General features: G+C 62.8%; 22 protein-coding genes. 9 read left to right on the top strand and 13 right to left on the bottom strand.

Going from position 1 to position 25,688, the window contains the following annotated elements; all coding sequences use genetic code 11:
• Positions 1 to 12: 12 nt before the first annotated feature.
• From BLQ55_RS17030 to BLQ55_RS17050, 5 genes are read right to left on the bottom strand one after another with little or no spacing between them, the layout of a single operon-like run.
• Positions 13 to 1,038 carry a polysaccharide biosynthesis/export family protein gene (locus tag BLQ55_RS17030; RefSeq protein WP_092255301.1) on the bottom strand — a complete coding sequence of 342 codons (1,026 nt, stop codon included), beginning with the start codon at positions 1,036 to 1,038 and terminating at the stop codon, positions 13 to 15.
• A gap of 20 nt (positions 1,039 to 1,058) precedes the next feature.
• Positions 1,059 to 1,703, bottom strand: a complete 645-nt coding sequence (locus BLQ55_RS17035) for a CpsD/CapB family tyrosine-protein kinase (protein WP_092199129.1) — start codon at positions 1,701 to 1,703, stop codon at positions 1,059 to 1,061.
• The gene (locus BLQ55_RS17040) at positions 1,704 to 2,450 is read right to left on the bottom strand and encodes a sugar transferase (protein WP_092199126.1); all 747 of its coding nucleotides are present in this window, start codon (positions 2,448 to 2,450) and stop codon (positions 1,704 to 1,706) included.
• A complete protein-coding gene (locus BLQ55_RS17045; protein ID WP_092199123.1) occupies positions 2,447 to 3,502 on the bottom strand; it encodes an NAD-dependent epimerase in 1,056 nt (351 codons plus the stop codon). The genes BLQ55_RS17040 and BLQ55_RS17045 overlap by 4 nt, the downstream gene beginning before the upstream one ends.
• Positions 3,499 to 4,863 carry a UDP-glucose dehydrogenase family protein gene (locus tag BLQ55_RS17050; protein WP_092199120.1) on the bottom strand — a complete coding sequence of 455 codons (1,365 nt, stop codon included), beginning with the start codon at positions 4,861 to 4,863 and terminating at the stop codon, positions 3,499 to 3,501. The genes BLQ55_RS17045 and BLQ55_RS17050 overlap by 4 nt, the downstream gene beginning before the upstream one ends.
• Positions 4,864 to 5,239: 376 nt before the next feature.
• Here BLQ55_RS17050 and BLQ55_RS17055 point away from each other — a divergent pair, with 376 nt between their 5' ends.
• The 6 genes from BLQ55_RS17055 (at position 5,240) to BLQ55_RS32195 (ending at position 11,929) form a co-directional block, all read left to right on the top strand.
• The gene (locus BLQ55_RS17055) at positions 5,240 to 6,937 is read left to right on the top strand and encodes a sulfatase-like hydrolase/transferase (protein WP_092255304.1); all 1,698 of its coding nucleotides are present in this window, start codon (positions 5,240 to 5,242) and stop codon (positions 6,935 to 6,937) included.
• Positions 6,938 to 7,224: 287 nt separating this feature from the next.
• Positions 7,225 to 7,893: an ABC transporter ATP-binding protein gene (locus tag BLQ55_RS17060; RefSeq protein ID WP_092255307.1), complete on the top strand. Its 669-nt coding sequence runs from the start codon at positions 7,225 to 7,227 to the stop codon at positions 7,891 to 7,893.
• A complete protein-coding gene (locus tag BLQ55_RS17065; protein ID WP_092255310.1) occupies positions 7,893 to 10,361 on the top strand; it encodes an ABC transporter permease in 2,469 nt (822 codons plus the stop codon). The genes BLQ55_RS17060 and BLQ55_RS17065 overlap by 1 nt, the downstream gene beginning before the upstream one ends.
• The gene (locus BLQ55_RS17070) at positions 10,351 to 11,421 is read left to right on the top strand and encodes a lipocalin-like domain-containing protein (RefSeq protein ID WP_092255314.1); all 1,071 of its coding nucleotides are present in this window, start codon (positions 10,351 to 10,353) and stop codon (positions 11,419 to 11,421) included. Before BLQ55_RS17065 ends, BLQ55_RS17070 begins: the two co-directional genes overlap by 11 nt.
• 65 nt (positions 11,422 to 11,486) lie before the next feature.
• Positions 11,487 to 11,729, top strand: a complete 243-nt coding sequence (locus BLQ55_RS17075; protein WP_092199105.1) for a hypothetical protein — start codon at positions 11,487 to 11,489, stop codon at positions 11,727 to 11,729.
• A 26-nt stretch (positions 11,730 to 11,755) separates the two neighbouring features.
• Positions 11,756 to 11,929, top strand: a complete 174-nt coding sequence (locus BLQ55_RS32195) for a hypothetical protein (RefSeq protein WP_170847568.1) — start codon at positions 11,756 to 11,758, stop codon at positions 11,927 to 11,929.
• A 445-nt stretch (positions 11,930 to 12,374) separates the two neighbouring features.
• Here BLQ55_RS32195 and BLQ55_RS17080 read toward each other — a convergent pair whose 3' ends face one another.
• From BLQ55_RS17080 to BLQ55_RS17105, 6 genes are all read right to left on the bottom strand, one after another.
• A complete protein-coding gene (locus tag BLQ55_RS17080; protein WP_092255317.1) occupies positions 12,375 to 12,893 on the bottom strand; it encodes an Hcp family type VI secretion system effector in 519 nt (172 codons plus the stop codon).
• Between the two features lie 299 nt (positions 12,894 to 13,192).
• On the bottom strand, positions 13,193 to 14,569 hold the full coding sequence (locus BLQ55_RS17085) for a 2-oxoadipate dioxygenase/decarboxylase HglS (RefSeq protein ID WP_092255320.1): 1,377 nt from the start codon (positions 14,567 to 14,569) through the stop codon (positions 13,193 to 13,195).
• 88 nt (positions 14,570 to 14,657) lie between these two features.
• Complete coding sequence (gene glcF, locus BLQ55_RS17090; RefSeq protein WP_092255323.1) at positions 14,658 to 15,878, bottom strand: glycolate oxidase subunit GlcF; 1,221 nt, start codon at positions 15,876 to 15,878, stop codon at positions 14,658 to 14,660.
• A gap of 162 nt (positions 15,879 to 16,040) precedes the next feature.
• Entirely contained in the window at positions 16,041 to 17,099 is a 1,059-nt protein-coding gene (gene glcE / locus BLQ55_RS17095; RefSeq protein ID WP_092255326.1) for a glycolate oxidase subunit GlcE, read from the bottom strand.
• Complete coding sequence (gene glcD / locus BLQ55_RS17100; RefSeq protein WP_092255329.1) at positions 17,099 to 18,598, bottom strand: glycolate oxidase subunit GlcD; 1,500 nt, start codon at positions 18,596 to 18,598, stop codon at positions 17,099 to 17,101. The genes glcE and glcD overlap by 1 nt, the downstream gene beginning before the upstream one ends.
• A gap of 90 nt (positions 18,599 to 18,688) precedes the next feature.
• On the bottom strand, positions 18,689 to 19,618 hold the full coding sequence (locus BLQ55_RS17105; RefSeq protein WP_092255332.1) for an alpha/beta fold hydrolase: 930 nt from the start codon (positions 19,616 to 19,618) through the stop codon (positions 18,689 to 18,691).
• Between the two features lie 266 nt (positions 19,619 to 19,884).
• On the opposite strand from BLQ55_RS17105, the gene BLQ55_RS17110 reads away from it, so the two are divergent.
• Both BLQ55_RS17110 and BLQ55_RS17115 read left to right on the top strand, forming a co-directional pair.
• Positions 19,885 to 20,970 (top strand): diguanylate cyclase, encoded by a 1,086-nt coding sequence (locus BLQ55_RS17110; protein WP_092255335.1) that lies wholly within the window; start codon positions 19,885 to 19,887, stop codon positions 20,968 to 20,970.
• Positions 20,971 to 21,055: 85 nt separating this feature from the next.
• Positions 21,056 to 22,294 (top strand): M20/M25/M40 family metallo-hydrolase, encoded by a 1,239-nt coding sequence (locus tag BLQ55_RS17115; RefSeq protein ID WP_092255338.1) that lies wholly within the window; start codon positions 21,056 to 21,058, stop codon positions 22,292 to 22,294.
• Positions 22,295 to 22,495: 201 nt separating this feature from the next.
• Here BLQ55_RS17115 and BLQ55_RS17120 read toward each other — a convergent pair whose 3' ends face one another.
• The gene (locus BLQ55_RS17120) at positions 22,496 to 23,830 is read right to left on the bottom strand and encodes a substrate-binding domain-containing protein (RefSeq protein WP_092255341.1); all 1,335 of its coding nucleotides are present in this window, start codon (positions 23,828 to 23,830) and stop codon (positions 22,496 to 22,498) included.
• 200 nt (positions 23,831 to 24,030) lie between these two features.
• A complete protein-coding gene (gene xthA / locus BLQ55_RS17125) occupies positions 24,031 to 24,843 on the bottom strand; it encodes an exodeoxyribonuclease III (protein WP_092255344.1) in 813 nt (270 codons plus the stop codon).
• Positions 24,844 to 25,019: 176 nt separating this feature from the next.
• On the opposite strand from xthA, the gene BLQ55_RS17135 reads away from it, so the two are divergent.
• Positions 25,020 to 25,670: a GNAT family N-acetyltransferase gene (locus BLQ55_RS17135; protein ID WP_092199073.1), complete on the top strand. Its 651-nt coding sequence runs from the start codon at positions 25,020 to 25,022 to the stop codon at positions 25,668 to 25,670.
• The last annotated feature ends 18 nt before the right edge of the window (positions 25,671 to 25,688 follow it).

The following is a 25,688-nucleotide window of genomic DNA, read 5'->3' on the forward strand; positions in this document are numbered from 1 at the left end:
CGGTCACCTGGGTCAGTTGTTGCCGCTGTTTTTGTTGTCGAGGCGGTAGCCGAGGCTGACGCCAACGCCCTGGAACAGCACCACGTCGGCCAGTTGCCGAGCCATTTCACCGGCTTTGGCCAAGCCGGTCTTGGGCACGTACAGCATGTCTTCCGGCTGCAAGTAGGCGATCTGCGAGGCGTCACCGCTCAGGGCTTTTTCCACGTCATAGTGGCGGGCTTCGACCTGGTTGCCGTTGCGCCGCATGATCACCACCGAGTCGAGCCGGGCCTTGACGTTGGTGCCACGAGCCAGGGTCAGGGCCTCGAGGACTGAGATCGGCCGGCGGATCGGGTAGGAACCAGGCTGCGCCACCTCACCGAGGACATAGATCTCGTTGCCGGCGGTGGACTTGAGCAGCACGTCGACGGTCATGTGGCCTGGCAACTGGGCGTAGCGCTCGTTGAGGAAGGTTTCCAGTTGGGTCACGGTCATGCCTTGCAGTGGCACGGCACCGATTTCCGGGAAGCTTGCGTAACCATCCCGGCCCACGATGATCTCCCGGCTCATGCCAGTGGCCGGGTGGGTCAGGGTGTTGCGCAGGTTTGTCTCGCTGCTCAGCGGGCTGGTCACCATTACCGTCAATTGGTTGCGATTGGGCTGGAACAGCATCTTCTGGTCATAGGCACGCTGGACCGCCAGGCGGGCTTCGTCGGTGGTCAGGCCGGCGACTTTCACTGAGGTGTTGGCCCCTGGCAGTTCGATGCTGCCGTCGGGCATCACCTGTTGCGTGCCGTTGAGCTGGCTGGCGGCGGTGAAGTTCAGGGCCACCTGGTCGCCCGGCTGCACCCGATAGGCCTGGGGCCCGGTGGTGCTGATGTGGAAGATCACATCCAGCACGTCCTGAGGCCGCAGGGTCTGTTCGACCTTGGGCATGTCGGTGGCCTGGGCGTTGGCCGGTGCGGCCGTGAGGATCTGCACCGGCATCGAGCGGGTATCGCTGGTGCTGGAGCAACCGGCAAGCGGCAGCAACAGCAGGACAAGCATTCTGGCGTTCATCTCGTCATCCTTTTGCGGGCTTACAGGTTGTTGTAGAGCCATTTGGGCATGTAGTACTTGCGGCGATTGAACACGCTGCCGACCACTTTCGCGCCGGCTTGGGACAGGCGCTGGCGGGCGGCCTGGGCCACTTCCCAGCGGGTGTCTTCACCGCGCACCACCAGCACCACGCCATCGACCTGGGTGCTGAGCACCAGCGTGTCGCTGGCCGAGTACACCGCGTCGGCGTCGATCACCACAAAGCGGTACTGCGCCGCCAGTTGCCTGAACAGCGGGCGCAGGCGCTCGGGGTTCAGGCGCTCGGCATTGCGGCCCAGGCGACCGTGGGGCAGTACGTCGAAGGGCAGGCTGGATGCCTGCACCACGCAGTCCTGCAACAGGGGCGGAGCGAGGCTGTTGAACAGCAGGTCGGTGAAACCGCGTTCCTTGTGCAACGCCAGTTGCTGGCTGAGGTTGCGCGGTGACTGGCTGGCATCCACCAGCAGGACGCGACCGTTGCTCATCTGCGCCAGCTGAGCGGCCAGTGCCATGGCGCTGGTGCTGGTGCCGGTGCCGGTGTTGGCGGACGTCAAGAGCAGGGTCCGCAGGGAAGGGTCGAGCACGGTCGAGGTCAGGTTGGTCTCGCTCGGGCTGGCTATGGTCAGGATATTCGTTGAACCGTCCATTTAACTCGCTCCGTGGCCGCTGAAAACTTTGAAGGGGGTAAGCATCAGGATCTTCAAGTCCAGCCACAGGCTTTGTTCAGCGATGTAGCTGAGGTCCAATTCCACGCGCTGGTCGAAGTCGATATTGCTGCGCCCGGAGATCTGCCACAGGCCGGTCATGCCGGGGTAGATGCTCAGGCGCACAAGATGGTTGTCCTTGTAGCGATAGGCGTTGAACGAGGTCGGCCGCGGGCCCACCAGGCGCATGTCGCCGGTCACTACGTTGATCAGGTTCGGCAGTTCGTCGAGGCTGCTGCGGCGCAGGAACCGGCCGATAGGTGTGATGCGCGGGTCGTTGTCGATCTTGAAATCGATGGCATCGGCACCGTGTTTGTTGAGGTGGCGCAGCGACTCCTTGAGGGCTTCGGCGTCGGCGACCATGGTGCGGAACTTGTACATGCCGAACACCCGGCCGCGATAGCCGGTGCGTTTCTGTACGAACAGCACCGGGCCCGGGCTGGAAAACTTGACCAGCAGTGCCAGGCCCAGCAACAGCGGGCAGAAGACCACCAGGATCGCCAGTGCGCCGAGGCCGGCCACCACCCGATTGGTGCGCGAGACCGTCCAGGGCCGGCCACCGTCGCGACCGGTCAACCAACCACGGCCTTGGCGGTGAATGGCCGCGTCCAGGCGTCTGCGGTGCTCGGGATCGACACGTTTATCGCGTCCGGGGGCATTGATCGCAATGATTTGCTCATGTCGGGTCATAGACTCCTCCGCTGAGATTGGGCCGCAAGCGGCGCGTGGGCAGGCAGTGGGTAGTACTCGAGGAACCACTGGATGAAGCGGCCCAGGCCGTCGTCCAGTTCGATGCCCGGCGTGAAGCCGGTGGCCCGTGCCAGGTCGCTGGCGTCGGCGCAGGTGTTGAGCACGTCGCCCGCTTGCAGAGGTAGCAGTTCGACGCGGGCAGTGCGTCCCAGGTGTTTTTCCAGCAGCGCGACATAGGTGCGCAGCGCCACCGGGTGCTGTCCGCCGATGTTGTAGATCCGCCAGGGTGCGCGGCTGGTGGCCGGGCCCGGTTGTTCGTGATCCAGCAAGGGCGTGACCCGGGGCGCCTGTTCGATCAGGCGGGCAATGCTTTCGACGATGTCGTCGATGTAGGTGAAATCGCGCTGGTGCTCGCCGTGGTTGAACAGCTGCAGCACACGGTCTTCGGTAATGGCGCGGGCGAACTGGATCGGCGACATGTCCGGCCGGCCCCAAGGGCCGTACACCGTAAAGAACCGCAAGCCGGTGCAGGGAATACCGAACAGGTGGCTGTAGCTGTGGGCCATCAGTTCATTGGATTTCTTGCTGGCCGCGTACAGCGACAGTGGATGATCGACATTGTCCTGCACCGAATAAGGCGTGCGCGGGTTGGCGCCGTATACCGAGCTTGAGGAGGCGTAGATCAGGTGCTTGACCGGATACCGGCGGCAGCTTTCCAGGATGTTCAGGAAGCCGGTGATGTTGCTGTCGACATAGGCCTGCGGGTTTTCCAGGGAGTAGCGCACGCCGGCTTGGGCCGCGAGGTGAATCACCACGTCCGGGCGCCGGGCCTGGAACCATTCGTCGATGGCCGGTGCGTCGGCCAGGTCGAGCCGCGCCAAGGGGAAGGTGCCGACCTGGTCGTTCACCCAGGCCACGCGGTCGTGCTTGAGCTGCGGGTCGTAGTAGTCGTTGAAATTGTCCAGCCCGCACACCCGATGGCCGTCGCGCAGCAGCCGCAACACGACATGGGCGCCGATGAAACCGGCTGCGCCGGTGACCAGGATGTTCACGCCTGTGGCCCTGGTGCCGGGGTGCCGGGCACGGTGTGGCGCAGCCCGATACCGCGATACAACAGCCCGGCGGCGGCCAGGTGTTCGGGGTTGTACAGGTTGCGGCCATCGATGATCACACGGGCGCGCAACTTGCTGGCCAGCAGGTCGAAATCCACCACGCGAAAGTTCTTCCACTCGGTGCAGATCACCAGGGCGTCGGCGTCTTCCAGGGTGTCATCGCGGGTCGCACAGAGGTTCAGGTCCTTGCGGTAGCCGTAGAGACGGCGGCATTCGGACATGGCTTCCGGGTCATAGGCCTGGACCCGGGCGCCTTCGCGCCATAGCGCTTCCATCAGGTAGCGGCTGGGGGCTTCGCGCATGTCATCGGTGTTGGGCTTGAACGCCAGGCCCCAGATGGCAATCGATTTGCCGGCCAGGCCATCCGGGAATTGCTTCGCCAGTTTCTCGAAGAGGATGTGCCGTTGGCTGTCGTTGACGTCGGTGACGCTGCGCAGCAGGCGCAGTGGCATGCCGCTTTGTTCGGCGGTGTGCAGCAGGGCCCGCAGGTCCTTGGGAAAGCACGAGCCGCCGAAACCGCAGCCGGGGTAGATGAAGTGATAACCGATGCGCGGGTCCGAGCCGATGCCCTTGCGCACCGCTTCTATGTCGGCGCCCAGCCGTTCGGTGAGGTTGGCCAGTTCGTTCATGAAGCTGATGCGGGTGGCGAGCATGGCATTGGCGGCGTACTTGGTCAGTTCGGCGCTGCGGTTGTCCATGAACATCAGTTTTTCGTGGTTGCGGCAAAAGGGCGCGTAGAGCTCCGTCATCTGGTCGCGGGCCACCGGGTCGGCAGTGCCGACGATGATCCGGTCCGGCCGCATGCAGTCGGCCAGGGCACTGCCTTCCTTGAGAAATTCGGGATTGGACACCACCCGCACGTTTAGCTGTTTCAGGCCGCGCCGGGCCAACGCCTGGCGGGCGCATTCGGCCACCTTGTCGGCGGTGCCCACCGGCACCGTGGACTTGATGACCAGGGTGCGGTCGCTGTCCATGAAGTCGGCGATCTGCCGGGTGACGGCCAGCACATGGCTCAGGTCGGCCGAGCCGTCTTCATCGGCGGGGGTGCCGACGGCGATGAAAATCAGCTCGCCGTGATTGACCGCGTCGCTGGCCTGGGAACTGAACGACAAGCGTCGGGCCTTGATGTTGTCTTCGAGCAGGTTGGACAGCCCCGGCTCGCTGATGGTGGGGACGGCCTGTTGCAGTTGCCGGATCTTGTTCGGGTCGATGTCGATGCATAAAACGCGGTGTCCGACGTCGGCCATTGCGGCCGCCTGGATCAACCCGACATACCCCGTACCAAATACGCTCACGTCCATTTTTGGCGTGCCTCGCAGACCGAATGATGTAACCCGGATGAAACTGTTTAGAGGGGTATAGCGCAGCTTCAGAAAAGCGTGTCAGCAAAATGACAGTTGTCAGTGTTGGCAATTCAAGTGAAATCGGGCCTTCTGATATCAAGTCATTGACTGATCTAGCAAAGTGGCTGTTTTACTGGGTATGACTGGCATTTAAGAAAACGATAAACGGTCGTTATCCATAGATTTTTATATTTTGTTACCTATTTTCGTGTCGTTTTTGGGGCAACTTTTTTTTGACGCGTGGTTGGGGAGGGGCATTTCTTGCGCTTTGAAAATCGGCTGCTAACGTGCAGGAACGAAGTGCTTTCGACACCGCGATCCGGTTGAGGAAAACATGGCCCGCTACCTCAAGGAATTGCTGCTGTTTTTGTACCTGCTCAAGGGGTACGCCTATTACCTCGACCGTCTCGATGCGTTGGGCATGGGCTTGGCCACCTTGCTGTTCGGCGCCATGTTCGTGCTGTTGGTGGTGGCGCTGTGGATGTGCGCCTACATACGCCAGACGATGGTCAGGCATGTGTTTGCCTTGGCGCTGTTCGTTTCAGCGGTTTTTTTCGAGGTGTACACCCAGGTCACGGACAGTTACCTGACCTACAGCCAGTTCGTCTCGCTGGTGTACTCGGGAGGGTTCATCCAGGAAGCGGCCTATCAGTATCGCGAGGTGATCATCAACGCGGCGATCGGCGGCTTGTTGCTGTTGTTCGGCATCGCCCTCAAGCCTCGTCGGGCGCTGCGAGTGCCCGGTTATCTGCCGGTGCTCGCGCCCGTGCTGGGTGTGGTGTTGCTCAGTGGCGTGCTGTTCGTGCGGGCGGGCGAGGGCGCGCGCGGCCTGCCGGTGATGTACACGCCGTTGGCCTATTTGAATCTCTTCGCCTACGAGTCCTTGCACAACACCATCGGCCCCCGGGAACCGGTCACCCTGACGCGGCGATCGTCTTTGATCGAGCAGGACATCGTGCTGATCATCGATGAAAGCATTGGCGGCAATTACCTGGATATCAACACGCCGTCTGGCGTGCACAGCGGCCTGAAGACACCGCCCGAGGGCGTGGATATTTTCAATTTCGGCTACGCGGCTTCCATCGCCAATTGCAGCGCCGACACCAATGTCACCTTGCGCTACGGCGGTACTCGCGCTGACTACATGCGCATCAACAGCACCCGGCCGTCGATCTGGCAGTACGCCAAGCAGGCCGGCTTGCGCACCGTCTACATCGACGCCCAGCGCACTGGCGGCAATCTGCAGAACCTGATGACCGACCTGGAAAAAAAGGACATCGACGAATTCGTCCAATTCGACCAGGCCAGCGTGCGTGACCGCGACATGGCGGCGGCGGCGAAGTTGATCGAGCTGTTGGGCGACCACCAGGCCGAACTGGTGGTGATCAACAAGGTGGGGGCGCATTTTCCAGTGCACGACAAATACCCCGACGACTTCATGAACTACCGTCCGGCCTTGCCGCGCGGGCAGTTCCAGGAAGTGGCCGACACCGGCAGGCGCGACGGTTTCAATGGCCAGCAAGATGACTGGCTGCTGTACCGTAACGCTTACCAGAACACCTTGCTGTGGAATGTCGGCGAGTTCTTCAAGCGAATCTTCCAACAGGCCGATTTGAGCCATGCCGTGTTGATCTACACCTCCGACCACGGCCAGGATCTGCACGAGCGCGGCAATCCCGGGCTTAACACCCATTGCGGCGGCGACCCGGTGGCCGAAGAAGGCTTGGTGCCGTTGGTGGTGATCCAGGGCAGCCAATTGCAGACCCTCGATTGGCGCAATGCCTGGGCCCGGAACAAGGACCGCTCCAGCCACTACAACATCTTCCCGACGTTGTTGCAGTTGATGGGCTACGACCCGGTCGGGGTCGAATCGGCCTATGGAAAATCCCTGAACCAGCCGACCGATGACGACTTCACCTTCAACTACCGCTTCAACGCGCGGCTGGGGGCGAAACCAGCGTGGAAACATATCGACCTGGACAACATCGTGACACCGCATTCCGGCCAGGTTGAAATGGCAGTGGGGCATTGACGCTATACGCTGAGCTCTTTGGGAGTGGGCTTGCTCGTATGAGGCCGGCAAACATCTTCATCGACTATGACGCCGCCTTCGCGAGCAAGCTCGCTCCCACGTGGATTTTCGGCAGCCACAAACTGCACATACGCCGCAGAGCCCTGTGGGCGCGAGCTCGCTCGCGATGAGGCCTGCCCATCCACATCACCGCCAGCTGATACACCGCCTTCGCGAGCTCTCGCCTGGGCCGGCATTGCGGCTAATTCCGCTATCCTGAGCCTCACGTTCATTCATCGAGCCTGTTCATGCTTGAAGTCCGCGATGTCTTTAAAAGCTACCCCACTCCCCAAGGCCCGTTACCGGTGCTGCAGGGCGTCGACCTGACCCTGAGGCCCGGCAGCAGTCTGGCGCTGATGGGGGAGTCCGGCAGTGGCAAGAGCACCTTGCTGCACTTGGTCGCCGGGCTGGACAAGGTGGATCGCGGCAGCATCCGCAGTGGTGAATATCGGCTCGACGGCATGAGCGAAAGCCAGCTGGCGAATTGGCGGCGCACGGAAATCGGTCTGGTGTTCCAGCAGTTCAACCTCATCAGCAGCTTGTCGGTGGAAGACAACCTGGCGTTCCAGGCGCGCCTGTGCGGCCGCCATGACGCGGCCTGGCAAGCCCATCTGGTGCAGCGCCTCGGGCTTGCAGCGTTGCTGCGGCGTTACCCTGAACAGCTTTCCGGCGGCCAGCAACAACGGGTGGCGCTGGGGCGGGCGCTGGCCTCGCGGCCACCCTTGTTGCTGGCTGACGAACCCACCGGCAGCCTCGACGAAGCCACCAGCGACGAAGTGCTGCAACTGTTGCTGGAGCTGCTGGAGGGCAGCCCCACCAGTCTGCTGATGGTGACCCACAGTCCACGGGTGGCGGAGCGCCTGGCCCAACGCGTGGTGTTGCACGGCGGACGGTTGGCACAGGTGGCCCAGGGGTGATGATCTTTCGCCAGACCCTCAAGGCCCTGCTCAGCCATTGGCGCCAACACCCGGTGCAATTCTTCAGCGTGCTGACCGGCCTCTGGCTCGCCACCAGCCTGCTCACCGGCGTGCAAGCGCTGAACAGTCAGGCCCGGGACAGCTACGCCCGGGCCAGCCAATTGATCGGCGGCCAACCCCAGGCCAGTCTCAATGCCCCCGGTGGCGGCACCTTCCCTCAGCAATGGTTTATCGACTTGCGGCGCCAGGGCTGGCCGGTATCGCCGGTGTTGCAGGCCCGGGTGCTGCTCAAGGGGCACGAGGATCAGCGCCTGCAACTGATGGGCATCGACCCGGTGTCGTTGCCTCCCGGCACGGCCCTGGCGGGGCAGGCGCGGGACATGAGCGAGGTGGTCGAGTTTTTTTCCGACCCCGGTCGCACTTGGGTCGCCCCGCAAACCTTGCAGGCCTTGGGGCTGGGCGAAGGCGACCGGCCTCGTACAGTCGATGGGCAATCGCTGCCGCCGCTGCATGTCCAAGTGGACATGGCGCCGGGCGTGCTGTTGATGGACATCGGTTTTGCCCAAGCGGTACTCGGGTTGCCGGACCAGCTGTCGCGGCTGTTGTTGCCCGTCACGTTCAACGCCGCGCTGCCGGAGGCCTTCCGTGATCGGCTGCAATTGACGCGTGCCGATGAAGAAAACAACCTGTCGCGCCTGACCGAAAGTTTTCACCTGAACCTCGATGCCTTGGGGTTTTTATCGTTCGTGGTGGGGTTGTTCATCGTTCACGCCGCCATCGGCCTGGCCCTCGAACAGCGCCGCAGCCTGCTGCGAACCCTGCGGGCCTGTGGCGTCAGTGCGCGGATGCTGGTCACCAGTCTGGCGATTGAGCTGGGCGCGCTGGCCTTGCTGGGCGGGATCGCCGGGGTACTCAGCGGCTACTGGCTGGCGGGCCTGTTGTTGCCCGATGTCGCGGCGAGCCTGCGGGGTTTGTACGGTGCCGAAGTGGCCGGGCATTTGAACCTCAGCCTGGGGTGGTGGCTCAGCGGTGTCGGCCTGAGCCTGCTCGGCGCGCTGCTGGCCGGGGCCGACAGCTTGCTGCGGGCGGCGCGTTTGCCCTTGCTGGCGCTGGCCAATCCCCAGGCCTGGCATCAGGCCCATGGGCGCTGGCTGCGACGCCAGGGTTGGGTGGCGACAGGGGCGGGGTTGATCGCCGTGTCGGCATTGATCGGGGGGGACAGTCTGGCCAGTGGTTTTGTCTTGATGACCAGCTTGTTGCTGGGGGCGGCGCTGGCCTTGCCGGTGTTGCTCAATCGCGCGCTGAACCTGCTGGTGCGCCGCAGCCGCTCGGTGCTCGGGCAATGGTTTCTCGCCGATTGCCGCCAGCAACTGCCGACGTTGAGCCTGGCGCTGATGGCCTTGTTGTTGGCGCTGGCGGCCAATATCGGTGCCGGCAGCATGACTGCCGGCTTCCGCCAGACCTTCAGCAACTGGCTCGAACAACGGCTGAGCGCCGAGTTGTACATCAACCCGCAAACCCCGGCCCAGGCGGTGGAGTTGCACGCCTGGCTCAAGCAGCAACCGGCGATCACTGCCGTCGTGCCCATCTGGCAGGTATCGATCCCGCTGCAAGGCTGGCCGACGGACATCCACGGCATCATCGATCATCCCCACTATCGCCAGCATTGGCCGCTGTTGGAATCGGCCAGTGACGAGCCTTGGGGGCAACTCACCCATGCCGACACGCTGATGCTCAGCGAACAGCTGGCCCGGCGCCTCAAGGTGAGGATTGGCGACCCGTTGACCATCCCGACACCCAGCGGGCCGTGGACGCCGCGGGTCGTCGGGATCTATGCCGACTATGGCAACCCCAAGGGGCATGTGCTGGTCAATGCCGATCATTTGCTGGCGCACTGGCCGAACCTGACGCCGAATCGCTTTAACCTGCGTATCGAGCCGTCCGCGATGGCTTCGATGCTGACGGCGTTGCAGAGCCGGTTCAGCCTGGACGACAGCCACATCGTCGACCAGGCCCGGCTCAAGGGCTGGTCGACCCAGGTGTTCGAGCGCACCTTCGCCGCCACCGCCGCCCTTAACAGCCTGACCCTGGCGGTGGCGGGGGTGGCGTTGTTCATCAGCCTGCTGACCCAGAGCCAGAGTCGTCTCGGTCAGTTGGCGCCGCTGTGGGCACTGGGGGTGACGCGTCGGCAATTGATGTTGCTCAACCTCGGCCAGACCTGGTTGCTGGCGCTGCTGACCCTGGTCCTGGCCTTGCCGCTAGGCATTGCCCTGGCCTGGTGCCTGGACGCGGTGATCAATGTGCAGGCCTTCGGCTGGCGCCTGCCATTGCGGGTGTTCCCGTTGCAATTGGTGCAGTTGCTGGCCCTGGCGATGTTCGCCACGCTCCTGGCATCGGCCTGGCCGCTGTATGCGTTGTACCGCACGCAGCCGGCGGATTTGCTGAGGACCTTTGCCCATGAAGATTAAAATTGGCGTTTTGCTGCTGGCGCTGCTCAGCGGTTGTGATGACTCAGCGCCGCCACAAAAGGGCTTTGCCGGCCTCGGCGACCAGGCCGTCGCGTTCGCGCCTGTCGTGCCTGGGCGGGCGTTCGGTTTCCCGGCCGACCACGGCATTCATGACGGTTTCCGTATCGAGTGGTGGTACGTCACTGCCAACCTCAAGGATGCCCAGGGCCGGGATTTCGGTGTGCAATGGACGCTGTTTCGCAACGCCTTGGATGCCGCGCCCCAGGCCAGCGGCTGGCGCAACCAGACGATCTGGCTCGGCCATGCGGCGGTCACTTCCGCCACCGTGCACCATGCCGCCGAGCGTTATGCCCGAGGCGGAGTGGGGCAGGCTGGGGTGCAGGCGGTGCCTTTCGATGCCTGGATCGACGACTGGCAATTCACCAGCCAGGCTGCTGCGGCCGAGCCCTTGGCGGACATGCAATTGAAGGCACGCGACCGACGCTTCAGCTATGCGTTGCGGCTGACGTCGAGCCGCCCGTTGGTGTTGCAGGGCGATCAAGGTTTCAGCCAGAAATCCGCGCAGGGGCAGGCGTCGTACTACTACAGCCAGCCGTTTTTCCAGGCCAGCGGTGAATTGGAAATCGACGGTCAGCGTTACACGGTCAGCGGCCCGGCCTGGCTTGACCGCGAATGGAGCAGTCAGCCCCTGACCGCCAACCAGGCCGGCTGGGACTGGTTCTCCCTGCACCTGGACAATGGCGAGCACCTGATGCTCTATCGCATGCGCCACAAGGACGGCGCGCCGTACCTCACGGGTACCTGGATCGACGCCCAGGGTGGGGCGCAAACCCTGCACGCCGCAGAGATCAGTCTCGTGCCTATGGACACCACCCAGGTCGCCGGACGTTCGATGCCGGTACGCTGGGCCATCAAGATCCCCGGCAAACAACTCGACGTGACCCTTCAGGCACTCAACCCCAAGGCCTGGATGGACCTGCGCATTCCCTATTGGGAAGGCCCGGTACGACTCAGTGGCAACCAGGGCGGCACGGGTTACCTGGAAATGACCGGCTACTGAGAATCGCCGGAACTCCCTGCGAACCTCGACCCTCATAATGGGTGAATGTCTCGCAGGAGCCCGCCATGAGCGATGACCTCAAACCTCCGTCGCTGGCCGACTGGCAGCAGTTGTTCGACGACAAGGCCTATTGGCAGCAGTCCCCCGATGCCCACTTCACCGAGCTGATGCGGGTGGCCAATGATCTGTTCGGCCTGGGCGCCATCGACCTGGCGCGTTGGCAGGACTTGAAGAACCAGGCCGAGCAACTGCACCAGCGCTCTCCGGATGCCAATGTCGCTGAAGAAGTCGCCGACCCCGATGCTTGAATCCCGAAAGATCCAAGGAGTTCGCCATGAAGCACAACCCCGATCGAACCCCGTCCAACCCGGACGCACCCGCATTGCCCGGCGAAGTGGAACGCGATAACGATGCCTTGCGACCCAATGACCCGGCCAAGCGCAAACAGCAACGAGGTGACCCTGAAGCGGGGGACACCGATGCGCAAAAAACCGGGCGGCGTGGCTGAAGTCCGGCTGGTATTAAAAAGAGTTTTTTAATGACTGTTTAATTTTTCTGTGCAGATAGCTTTTGCATCTGCCATGTTTTGTATAACTGTTTGTACAGTTATGCGTGTAGGAGCTTTCGAGTACAACGAGGCTGCGATCTTTCCCCAAACACTTGAGTCTCAAGCGAAAGATAAAAAAATCGCAGCCTGGTTGCACTCGACAGCTCCTACTCAGCGCCTGCACAACCGGCATAGTCTCAATAATAAACAATTATTTAAACAGCCTCGCGGACATATTCTGAAAGTTCCATTATTATTGTGCCTGTTCGCCCAGTGTCAGGCTCTTTACCAGTGCATGGATTGCCGAGGCCGTCGCACTGGGCGAACACCTCTCAGGGCGTATTACCGTTTACTTCAATGCACATCGGACAGCAGCCCTGGCCGATGTGTTGACAGCTGTGTGTGTTTAACCGGCGACGGGTACACGCCAGTCGTCGGAGCCCATCGTGCCGCAGACTTCGTGATTCCAAGTGATCTTGCGATAGGAGAAGTGCACATCCTCCAGATGGGTGAAATGCGCATTCGCCGGATCCTGGCAATTGAACATGTAATCTTTGATCTCGACGATGATCGCGTCAAACAGTGTGGTGGTGAAGTAGTGTTCCTGGGTGCCCGCCGCCGAAGTCCGGAACCAATGAATCACAATTTCTTCAAGGAGTTCACCACTGGTGAGGGCCGCTTGCAGCAGCGGCGTGGCCTTGTCGAACACTTTCGTGATGATGAGGGGGTGATGCACGCGTTGGCCGGTTGGCTGGCCGGATTGAGGATCGCGCGGGATGGTCACTTGGTGCTGGAAGCGCTGCACCATGATTTGGTCCTCGCGACCTTCCTGATAGAAGTTGCCAACCGAGTCGGCCGTAAACGCGCCAGCCGTGATCAGACCTTGCTTGATGCCTTTGATGATCATATACGCGGGGGTAGCCAATGGACGCTCTCCTTCCTGGATAACTAAAATGGCCTGGGACAGCAGTTGTCCGAGGTGGCCAAACGGTTATCAAGAGCCGTGCCATTTATAAAAAAACTATACAAATCAGTAGGTTGTATTGTTTCTGTATGAGTTCGTAGCTCCGGCAGGGCGGAATGTGCGCAAGAGGTCGCTCGGAGCAATGCCATCTATATGCGTCTCGGGTTGGCGCGGAGGCTCCTTAGGCGGGGCGGCTCATTATCGAGTTTTGTGGCCGATCCATAGCGCAACTTCTTACATGGCCGACTTTCAGTCCGTTCCTATACGCCCAACGCAGCTCTGCATTCATCAATGGAACGCTGTTGCGTCTCGGCGTACAGCCCCAACTCATCGATGGTCGCTTGCCCCAGCGCCGCTTCGAAGGCCTGGCGGTTGGACTGCCCGGCGTAATGGCTCTGGGCGGCATCGCCGAGGTTCGACTGGAAGATGCCGGCGGCGCTGACCGGCAGGAAGTCTTCGTACACCAAGGGCTCGGCGCGCAGGTATTGCTGTTCGAGCAAGTGTTCCAGGGACGCTGCTGGCTCGAGGGTGCCCTTGGCGGCGAGGCCCTTGGGCGTCGGGAAATAACGGAAATACGCCAACGCCTGTTGGCGCAACTCATCGTGGTTGTCCGGGAACGCGACAAAGTGTTCGGCCATCAACGCGTTGTAGCGTTCGGCGTTGGCTTCGTTGGGAAACGCCCCCAGCGCATCGCGTGCGGCGTTCAGCAATTGGTCGTAGAGCGCGCGGCCCTTGGGCGTGAGCGCGGCGCCGCGTTGTTCGATTTCGCCGAAGCGGGCGCTGTGGCTGCCTTGGGCCTGTGGCTGGTCGGTGAAGGCGACGGGTTCATCGAGTGCCTTGAAGCTGGTCTGGCGCAGCAGGATCGGGCATTGGCGACGGGGTGGGCCTTCGATCACAGCCTTGGGAGTGATGCCATGCAACGGCATCCGCGCCTGGACGATGTCGATGTCCAGGGTGCGTGGCGTCAGGTGATTGATGTGCGGGCCCTTGAACGCCACCACGTCGGCGATCAGGCGATGCTGGGCGCTCAGTTGCCGGTACTGTTCGGCGGTGACGGTGGCGCTGTGGTGCCAGCGGAAGGTTTCCAGGGCCTGCAGGACGAAGTCCTCGGCCTGGGCTTGCGTCAGGCCACCCTGGCGCTCGGCCAGGTCAATGAGCTCCAGGGCGCCGGGGGTGAAGATCTGCCGTTTGGCCAACACCGACTCGGCAAAGGCCCGCAGCTCGGTATTCTCGATCAGTTCCAGGCGCAGCAGCGAGGTAAACACTCGGAATGGGCTCACCTGCAACGCGCTTTCATGCACGGCGCGAAACGCTGTGGAATGCACGGGCACCCCGGCCGGCGTGAGGTCGTAGTAGCCCACCGGCTGCATACCCATGACCGCGAACAGTCGCCCCAGGGTCGCCAGTTCGGCGGCGGTGCCGACGCGGATCGCGCCGTGGCGTTCCAGGTCCAGGCGCTCGAGTTCGCCGGTGCTGCGCAGGTGTGCGGCCAGTTGCGGCTGTTCGGCCAGTACCTGGGCGTTGGTGTGCTCCACCAGCTTCATCAGGGCGCCATACAGCGGCACCTCGTCGCGGTACATGTCGGACATCGCTCTGGAGAAGCGTTGGCGGATCAGGTCGGGGCTGACGAAGCTCATCGTGAGAGTTCCTGGCGAGGGCTGTGGGAAAGTTGAACGAAAGATCGCAGCCTTCGCCGGCTCCGGCAAACGAAGAATCTTCAGGACTTCATTCTGCCAGGGACTGATCCACCAGCTCGATCCAGTGCCGCACCGGCGTGCGCCCGGCGCCGTCGAGGTGGTTCTGGCAGCCGACGTTGGCCGTGACGATCATCTCCGGCTGGCCGCTTTCCAGGGCATTGAGGCGGTTGTCGCGCAACTGCCGCGCCAAGGCCGGCTGGGTCAGCGAATAGGTGCCGGCCGAACCGCAACACAAATGGCCGTCGGGCACCTCGGTGAGGTTGAAACCCAGCCGCGTCAACAACGCTTCGATGCGGCCGCCGAGTTTCTGCGCATGCTGCAAGGTGCACGGGCAATGGACGGCGATGCGCTGGTTCCTGGCCGCGCAGATCTGTTCCAGCGGTTCGTTGCCGAGCACTTGCACCAGGTCCAGCGCTCGTTCGCTTATCTGCTTGGCCTTGGCGGCATAGGCAGGGTCATGCTCCAGCAGGTGCCCGTAGTCCTGGATGAAGGCGCCGCAACCGCTGGCGGTCTGGACGATGGCTTCGGCCCCGTGCTCCAGGTGCGGCCACCAGGCGTCGATGTTCTGTCGGGCGCGGTCCAGTCCGGTGGCCTGGGCATCGAGGTGATAATCCAGCGCACCGCAGCAGCCGGCCTGCGCGCAAGGGATCACGCTGATGCCGAGTCGATCCAGTACTCGCGCTGCCGAGGCGTTGGTGTTGGGCGACAGGCCTGGTTGCACGCAGCCTTCGAGCATCAACACCCTTCGCCCATGGCGCAGCGGTGGGCGGTCGTTGTGGGATGGAGCGGGGCGGGGCAACTTGGCGCTCAGGTTCGTCGGCAGCAACGGACGGAAGACCGCCCCAAGGCGCAGCAGGGCCTTGAACCGTTCGGGACTGACGGCCAGGCTGCGCAACCCCAGGCGCAGTGCGCGTTGGCCGGGGGGGCGCGGCACGGCTTGGTCGACCACCGCCCGGCCAATATCCAGCAGGTTGTGGTAATCCACGCCGGACGGGCAGGTGCTCTCGCAGTTACGACACGACAGGCAGCGATCCAGGTGCAACTGGGTGCTGGCTGTCGCCGGCTGGCCTTCGAGTACTTGCTTGATCAGGTAGATGCGGCCTCGCGGGCCGTCCAGTTCATCGCCAAGCAATTGGTAGGTGGGGCAGGTGGCATTGCAGAAACCGCAATGCACGCAGCTGCGCAGGATCCGTTCGGCTTCTTCGGCCCGGGGCAGGTTTTTGCTTTCCTCATTGAACCGAGTCTGCATAGTTAGTGTCCTGTATCACAAATGCTGTTCCTTTTTGACGGCGTCTGTTGTCGTCATGCTGCGTTGCCGCTCCTCGCCATAGCGGGCTATGACTCGTCGCGGCGCCTTGCCTGACGACAACAGCCACTCGTCAAAAAAGGAACGCATTTGCGACACAGGGCACTAAAGCTCCGGGTACATCCGACCAGGGTTGAACAGTCCCAGGGGGTCGAGCTGGGCCTTGAGTTGCCGGTGATAGCGTAGCAGCGCCGGGGCCAGTGGTTGGAACGGTGTGTCGCTGGCACCCTGGCGATAGCAGGTGGCATGGCCGCCCACTTCATGGGCCAGGGCTTGCACCGTGCCGGCGTCGGTTTTCAACCAGCGTTGCGCGCCACCCCAATCGATCAGTTGAGCGCCGGGCAGGGTGAGGGGGCCGGTGTGGTTGGGCAATGACAGGCGCCACAGCGGCAAGCCTTCGTCGAAAAATGCCAACCGATGTTCATTCAGTGCCGTCCAGTATCGATCGTCGATCACCTCGCCACCAAAACGTTGATGAGCGGCGCTGACCGAGCCTTCGCCCCCTTCCAGGCGCAGGTGCAGGCAGTCGCCGTCATGGCTGGCGGCGCTGATGGGCAGGGGCTGGCGACCCCATACGGCGAGTGTCTCCAAGGCTTCGGCGCTGCTCAGTTCCAGACGGATGCTCAGGCTGTGGCGGGGCTTGGGCAGGACCTTCAAGGACACTTCGATGATTACCCCCAGGCAACCGAAACTGCCGGCCAGCAGGCGCGAGAGATCATAGCCGGCGACATTCTTCATCACCTCGCCGCCGAAACGCAGCACCGTGCCGTGGCCGCTGATCAGGCGCGTACCCAGGACGAAGTCGCGCACCGAACCCGCCCAGGGGCGACGCGGCCCCGACAGCCCGGCGGCGACCATGCCGCCGACCGTGGCGTCGTCGCCGAACGCCGGCGGTTCGCAGGGCAGGCGTTGCCCGGCGGCCTCCAGGGCGGCGAGCAGTTCCCGCAACGGGGTGCCGGCCCGCGCCGTGATGACCAGCTCGGTGGGGTCGTAATGGACGATGCCACGGTGCACGCGGGTGTCCAGCACTTCGCCGGCCACTTCCCGCCCCAGGAACGCCTTGCTGTTCGAACCCTGGATGCGCAACGGCGTGGCGTTGGCCCGTGCGCGATTGACCTGTTCGAGCAACAGGTCGCTGGCGTCCTGGTCGGCTTCGCGGCTCATCAGAAACGCTCCAGTTCGGGAAACGGCAACTGCCCGCCATGGATGTGCATGGCACCGAACTCGGCGCAGCGGTGCAGGGTCGGGATGTTTTTGCCGGGGTTGAGCAGGCCTCGAGGATCGAACGCCGCTTTTACCGCGTGGAACAGGTTCAGTTCGTCGCTGTTGAACTGTGTGCACATCTGATTGATCTTTTCCCGGCCAACCCCGTGCTCGCCGGTGATGCTGCCGCCCACCTGGACACACAGTTCGAGGATTTTCCCACCCAGGGTTTCGGCGCGCTCCAGTTCGCCGGGCTGGTTGGCATCGAACAGGATCAGTGGGTGCATGTTGCCGTCGCCGGCGTGAAACACATTGGCGACCCGCAGGCCGTACTCGGCACCCAGGCTGGCGATGCGTTGCAGCACCTCGGGCAGGGCGCGTCGGGGGATGGTGCCGTCCATGCAGTAATAATCCGGCGCCAGGCGCCCCACCGCCGGGAAGGCGTTCTTGCGCCCGGCCCAGAACCGCAGTCGCTCGGCCTCGTCCCGCGCCTGGCGCACCTCGGTGGCCCCGGCCTGCTCCAGCACCTGACGGACCCGTTCGCAGTCGTCATGGACATCGGCCTCGACCCCGTCCAGTTCGCACAGCAGGATCGCTTCGGCGTCCACTGGATAGCCGGCGTGGATGAAGTCCTCGGCGGCGCGGATCGCCAGGTTGTCCATCATCTCCAGGCCTCCGGGAATGATGCCGGCGGCGATGATATCGGCCACCGCCCGCCCGGCCTTGTCCACCGAATCGAAACTGGCCAGCAGCACCTTGGCGACCTGGGGCCGGGGCAACAGCTTGACCGTCACTTCGGTGATCACCCCGAGCAAGCCTTCGGAGCCGGTGAACAGCGCCAGCAGGTCCAGGCCCGGCGAATCCAGGGCTTCGCTGCCCAGGGTCAGGCGTTCGCCTTCGACGGTGAGGATTTCCAGTCTCAACAGGTTGTGCACCGTCAGGCCGTACTTGAGGCAGTGCACGCCGCCGGCATTTTCCGCGACATTGCCACCAATGGAACAGGCGATCTGGGAAGAAGGGTCCGGCGCGTAATACAGCCCGAACGGCGCCGCTGCCTGGGAGATCGCCAGGTTGCGCACACCCGGCTGAAGCCGTGCGGTGCGGGCGTCGGGGTCGATGTGCAGGATCTGGTTGAACCGCGCCATTACCAGCAACACGCCACTGGCCAGGGGCAGGGCGCCGCCGGACAGACCGGTTCCGGCCCCCCTGGCGACCACCGGGACGTTCTGTTCATGGCAGAGCTTGAGCAGCGCCTGCACCTGCTCGACCCGCCTGGGCAAGACCACCAGCAGGGGCGTGGTGCGATAGGCCGACAAGCCATCGCACTCGTAGGGCTTGAGGTCTTGCTCCTGGTGCAGGATGTCCAGGTCTGGAATCTGTGCCTGGAGGGCTTGCAGCAGGGCCTGTTTGTCCACCTTCGGCAAGGAGCCGTCGAGGTGTTCGTCGTAGAGGATGTTCATGGAGTCGATACCCCCTCAGTCGCCACGAATCCTTGTGGGAGCGAGCAAGCTCGCTCCCACAAGGGGTTCATGTTGTTTTACGCATCGCCATCACTGCCCCAACCCCTTGAGAAAGCCACGGTACAGCGCAGCGGTTTTCCCCGGTTGCTCGATCATCGGCAGGTGGCCGATCCCGTCCCAGATTTCCACGCGCAAGTCCGTGATGCCCTTGCTCCACACCGGAACGCTGCTGACATCGATCACCCGGTCCTGGCGGCCCCAGAGCAGCAGCGAAGGGGCGCGAATGTCGGCCAGGTGGGGCTCCATCGATGGGCTGGCGCGAAAGTCGGCGTAGATCTCCGCCAGTTCTTCGCGGTGTTGTACATAACGCTCGGCCACGGCCGCCATCACCACGCCCGGTACCCAGGGCGGCGAGGCCATGGTCATTGCATAGAACGGCATGAACTCCTCCTGCGAATGCACCAGGGACGGATTACGACCGGCGGCCAGTTGGCGGTCCATGTCGCTGGGCTGGGGGGAGGTGACGCCGGCCGGATTGAGCAGCGCCAGGGTCAGCACGCGATCAGGCGAAGTGGCCGCCAGCCACGCGGCGAGATGGCCCCCCATGGAGTTGCCGATCACATGGACCTTGTCCAGGCCGCAGGCGTCGAGCAACTCGATGATCCGCCGGGCCTGGGTCGGGATGTCGTAGCCGCCGCCGGCCTTGAAGCCGGTTTCGCCATGGCCGGGGAGATCAGGGATCACCACCCGGTAATCGCCGACAAAATGCCGGGCAACACGCAGCCAGAGGTTCTTGTCGCCGCTGTAGCCATGCAGCATCAGGATGCTGGCGGACGCTTCATAAGGCCCGCCCTGCCAGGTCGACACGGTCATCTCGCTGATGGGCACGGTGATTTTGCGTAACCGGTAAAGGCGTGCCTCCAAGGCCATGCTCATGTCGTAGATCACATGGCCGATGCCGGGATACGTCAACCAGCTCCAGGCGATAAGTACAGCAAGAACTACCAACAACACCAGCATGTTTTGCCCTCCATGGGCTGCGACAGAATGTGATCAAACGGATCGGTCGGTGATAAGTGAAGCTTAAACCCGCAACATCGTTACCCAGGGGCCTCCTTTCGCAAGGCTTACGGATGCCTTGTCATATATAGCCAAGATCCCGGCAGAGTCTCGCATTTGAATGTGAATAAATACCCTTGCATCAGTGGTGGCTATTTGATGCTGCCCTGATAGACTCCAGACAACCCCATCCCGATGACTCGGGAACCCGCGGTGCAGAGGCGTCCATGCAAAAAACGGGAAAAAAGGGACTGTCGTTGGCCAGGAGGCTCTATGTATCGCGCGCCTTGGGTCTGACGCTGGGGTTGCTGCTGGTCAGCGCCGCGCTTTATCCCCTCGATCCGGCACCCTGGGTCTGGGGTTTCATGCTGTTCAACGGCCTGCTCTGGCCGCACCTGTCTTATTGGTGGGCCTGTCGCAGCGCGGTGCCGTACCACGCCGAACACCGCAATCTGCTCATCGATGCCTTTCTCGGCGGCTTCTGGGTCGTGGCGATGCAATTCAACCCGCTGCCCACGGCCGTCACGCTGGCGATGATGGCGATGAACAACGTCGCCATCGGTGGCCTGCGTTTCCTGCTCGTTGGCGTGATGGCTCAGGTGGCAGGCATCGCCGTGGGCACGGTCATCTTCCCGCTGACCAGCGTGCCCATGACCAGCCCGGCGCAGATCTACGCGTGTCTGCCGCTGCTGTGCCTGTATCCGATGGCACTGGGCTGGATCTGCTTTCGCCAGGCCTACACCCTGGGTCGGCAAAAGCGTGAATTGCTGGCCCTGAGTCGTACCGACAGCCTGACCGGGTTGCTGAACCATGGCGCCTGGAAAGATCGCCTCAACGAGGAATTCCAGCGTTGCGTGCGCCAACCAGCGGACGGGACGCCCCGTGGCGCGATTGCATTGATCGACATCGACCATTTCAAGATCATCAATGACACCTACGGCCACGGGGCTGGCGATATCGTGCTGCGTCAGCTCGGCAAGCTGCTCAGGCAGAACCTGCGCTCCGCCGACATTGTCGGGCGTTATGGTGGCGACGAGTTTGGCGTGATTCTGCCGGACCTGACCCAACACAACGCGGTGCAGGCCATGGACGGTTTGCGTGAACGCTTCGCGACCCTCAGCTACGAGCGGGACCCGGCGCTGAAAGTGAGCCTGAGTATTGGCGTCGCGGTCTTCAACCCGGCTTATACCGACGCGACCCTCTGGCTCGACGATGCAGACCTGGCGCTGTACGAAGCCAAGACCAGCGGGCGTAACCGGGTCATTTGCCACCGCCATCGACCGGTGTTGGAAGCGTCGACCGTTTCTGTCTGAGATGGCCTCTTGCTGCCTGGAGCCTTGGTTCATTGTCGGGTAGGGTGCCCATGGCACTCTTTCGATACGGAACAAGGATGAAATCATGACGATGACCGCTGTTCGCTCCCGTCTGGCCGTCAGCCTCGGCCTGAGCCTGGCCCTTGGCGCCTTTACCCCCATGGCCTTTGCCCAACCCCATCAACAAATCCTGAGCGATGCGCAGCAGTACAAGGGCGAGGCCCTGAAGTTGCTGGAGCGGCTGGTGAATATCGACTCCGGCTCCGGGTATGTGCCGGGGCTGACCCAGGTCGGCGACATTGCCATCGACGAACTGAAAAAATTGGGCGCGACCATCGAGAAGGTGCCGAACTCGGACGGTACCCAGCACATCCTGGCGACCCTCAAGGGCACCGGTAAAGCGAAAATCCTGCTGATGGCCCACATGGACACGGTGTTCAAGGAGGGCTCGGCCGCCGAACGCCCGTTCCATATCAAGGATGGCCGCGCCTACGGGCCGGGAGTGATGGACGACAAGGGCGGCATCGTCGCGGGGATCTACGCCTTGAAGGTGCTCAAGAACCTGGATTTCAAGAACTACGCGCAGATTACTTTCCTGCTCGACGCCAGCGAAGAAACCGGCTCGGACGCCGCCACCGATCTGATCAAGAAAACCGCCAAGGCCCATGACGTGACCCTCAACCTCGAACCGGGTCGCCCGGCCGACGGCCTGGTGGTCTGGCGCAAGGGCAGTGCCACGGCGCTGGTGGAGGTCAAGGGCAAGGCGTCCCACGCCGGCGTCGCGCCGGAACTGGGGCGCAATGCGGCGATGGAAGCCGCGCACCAGATCCTGCAACTGGGCAAGCTCGGCGACGCGGAAAAGAAAACCACCATCAACTTCACGGTGATCAACGCTGGCGACCGGACCAACGTGATTCCCGACCAGGCGAGCGCCAAGGCTGATGTGCGGGCGGCGGTGCCGGAAGAATTCGAGCGCATCGAAAAAGACCTGGCCCGGGTCTCGCAGGACAAGTTGATCGCCGATACCGAAGTCACCACCAGCCTCAAGCGCGGCCTGCCACCGATGCCCCAGACGGCGGAGTCGGACCGGTTGATGGCCATGGCCCAAGGCATCTATGGTGAACTGGGGCGCAAACTCACCGAGGAAGGCAGCGGCGGCGCGGCGGATGCCAGCCTCTCGGCCGGTGTCGGCACGCCGACGCTGGATGGTTTTGGCATCGTCGGCGGCAACATCCATACGCCGGAGGAATACGCGGAAGTCGAGAGCGTGGTGCCCAGGATTTATCTGCTGTCGAGGATGATCATGGAGTTGGCTAATCGATAGCATTCAGCTCTGCAAACAACCTTCGGCAAGGACAAACTCCTGTGGCGAGGGGATTTATCCCCGTTGGGCTGCGCAGCAGCCCCACACCAGACACCACGGAAAAACAGATGAACCGCGCCAGCCGGATTACGACTGCTGCGCAGCCGAGCGGGGATAAATCCCCTCGCCACAAAAGCGGGTGCGCTTTTTGATGGCGTCGTTCTAGTAAACCCACACCTCCACCCGCCGATTCCGAACCCTGCCTTCATCCTCGCTATTGGCCGCCACCGGCATCAAGGCGCCGAACCCGCGTACTTCCCGCAACGCCACGCCGTATTTGACCAGTTCACGGCGCACCGCCATGGCTCGCAGTTTGGACAGCAGGTCGGCCCGCGCCGGGTCGTCCTTGGCGTCGCCAAAACCCACCAGGGTCACGCGTCGGTCGGCTTTGCCGTGCTGCTGTATATAGTCGAGCACGCGGCTCAGGTCCTGGTGGGCCTTGTTGTCCAGGCTGGCGCTGCCTTCTTCGAAGCGGAAATTCACGGTCAAGCGTTGTGCGTGGCGGCTCAGGGCCTGGTACCCCTCGGGCATCAGTGCATTCGGCGTGACGGCCATGGCCTCGACGGTCTGGGCGATAAACCCGTTGGCCGCGACGATGGCCTGGCCTTTGTCGCTTTGGGTAAACGCCACCAATGCCTCGGCCCACGGGTTGGTGCCCCAGGGGGGCAAATAGAAGAACAGGCGCCGGGAGAGTGGGTAGTCTTCGGTGGCGATCAGGTGGTTGAGCGGCAGCATGGGTTGGGAAGCGCCGTCGACAATGGCCAGCGCCTTGGCCTGGCGCACGTAGGGCAAACCGATGAAACCGATGCCTTGCGGGTCCTGGCTGACCGCGTCGGACAACTGTTCGCTGGACTCGAAGCGCCGCGCGGCAGGATCCAGTCGTTTTCCCTGTCGGCTGAGGACCAGTTCCTTGAAAGTGTCGTAGGTGCCGGACTGTTCATCCCGGGCATACAAATGAATCGGCCCGCCCGTTCCGCCGACGGCCTCCCAGGTTTTTGCCTCGCCGCTGAATATCCGCGCCAGTTGCACGGTATCGAGTTGGCGCAGCGGGTTGGAGGGATGAAGGATGATCGCCAGGCCATCAATGGCGATGACCTGCTCGGCGGCAGGACTTTTCAGGTCGCCCAAGGACGATAATTCCTTCAGTTCATTGTCCTTGATTGGCCGGGAAGAGGCCGCCAGGTCGGCGCTGGCTTGTTTGAGGGCGGTGAAACCGGTGCTGGAGCCGTGGGCCGCGATGTCGACTTCAACCCGTCGGCCATCGGCGGTCTGGCCAACGATGCGTTGCTCGTTGTCGCGCCCAGTGATTTCGCTGCTGACCCTGAGCAGGCCCTGATCTTCCATCAAGCCTCTGACCAGGGCCGGTCCCAGCGCCGCGCCGATGGTATTGGAGCCCTGGAGGCGCAAGGCGGGGCCTTGTTCGGGAATGGGCAAATTGCCGGCCCATGCCACGAACGGCAGCCAGAGGCCCATGAAAACCACAACACACAGCCGCATGCCGGCACCTTCTGAACCCGAGGAAGTGCCGGAAGATTAAGTCAGTCAGGTTACTGAAAGGTGACAGGGGTGCGACGGAGCACCGAAATCCAATGTGGGAGCGAGCTTGCTCGCGATGGCGGCGGCACATTCAAGATCAATGTGACAGCTGGATCGCTATCGCGAGCAAGCTCGCTCCCACAGGGGGTGGTGTGACGCAATCAGCTCAACTGCAACCAGATCGGCGCATGGTCCGACGGTTTTTCCATGCCCCGCAGCTCATAGTCCACGCCCGCGTCCTTGACCCGCGGCAGCAGGCCGTGGGAGGTGAGGATCAGGTCGATGCGCAGGCCGCGCTTGGGCTCGTCCTCGAAACCGCGGCTGCGGTAGTCGAACCAGCTGAAACGGTCGGTGACGTCCGGGTTCAGGTGGCGGAAGCTGTCCACCAGGCCCCAGTTCTTCAGGCGGGCCATCCATTCGCGCTCTTCCGGCAGGAAGCTGCATTTGCCGGTTTTCAGCCAGCGCTTCATGTTGTCCGGGCCGATGCCGATGTCGCAGTCTTCCGGGGAGATGTTCACGTCGCCCATCACCACCACCGGCTGGTCGTTGCTGAAGCGGCTTTCCAGCAGTTGCTGCAAATCGTTGTAGAAACGCTCCTTGGCCGGGAATTTGGTCGGGTGGTCACGGCTTTCACCCTGGGGGAAGTAACCGTTCATGATGGTCACCGGTACGCCGTTGGCATCGGCGAAGGTGCCCCAGATGAAGCGACGCTGGGCGTCCTCGTCGTCACTTTCGAAGCCTTTGTACAGGCTCAGCGGCGCCTGGCGGGAGAGCAGGGCGACGCCGTAGTGGCCTTTTTGCCCGTGGTAATGCACGTGGTAACCCAGGGCCTGCACCTCGGCCAGGGGGAATTGTTCGTCGTGAACCTTGGTTTCCTGCAGCCCGATCACATCCGGCTGGTGCTTCTCGATCAGCGCCGCCAGCTGATGGGGGCGGGCGCGCAGCCCGTTGATGTTGAAGGAGACGATCTTCATGGTCGGCTGTCCTGGCAAAACTGCGATGCTAGCTGACATGTGGGAAGGGAGCCAGCGTGGCAGTAGGACAAATGCGCTGCTAATGTCCTTTGCATGTAGGAACGATCACGACCCCATCGGGTTCGTACTCATAAGAGCAGGGCCTCATCGAGCCTCGCCCCAGGAGATCCGACACCATGCCTGAAACCGCCACCGCCATCGCTGACGTCCATATGCTCGACAGTGGTTATTCCCGTGAAGCCCGTTCGTTGCTGTACCAGGCCTATCGCCATGAGCCTACCTTCAGCTACCTGTTCGAATCCGAGCGTCCCGGTTATGAACAGCGGGTACGGGCCACGGTGCGCGAGCTGGTCAAGCAGCATTTTCTCCAGGACCTGCCGGCCATCGGCCTGCTGGTCAACGACCGCCTGATTGGCATCGCCTTGATCGCCCCGCCGCAGCGACGCCTGGGCATCACCGAAAGCTGGGCCTGGCGCCTGCGCATGGTCTTGAGCACCGGTTTTCGCTGCACCCGGCGCTATCTGGAGTACCACGCGGCGGTGCTGGCCTGCCTGCCGTCGGATGCGGTCCATGTGTTGCCGCTGCTGGGGGTGCACCCACAGTTCCAGGGCAAGCATTTCGGCGAGCAATTGCTTGAGGCGGTCCATAACTGGTGTGCGGTGGACGAGCATTCCCAAGGGGTGGTGCTGGACACTGGCAACCCGCGCTACCTTGAGTTCTATAAACGCCAGGGATACGAGGAAATCGGTGAAGTCGCGGTAGGACCGATCCGCGAGCATGTGTTCTTCCACGCCAACCCGCAGATTCTGCAAAGCGCAAGGGCATAGTCGGGCGAACTTTTAGGA

Origin of the sequence: Pseudomonas sp. NFACC13-1 (assembly GCF_900104425.1) — a bacterium.
Lineage (GTDB): Bacteria > Pseudomonadota > Gammaproteobacteria > Pseudomonadales > Pseudomonadaceae > Aquipseudomonas > Aquipseudomonas fluorescens_AA.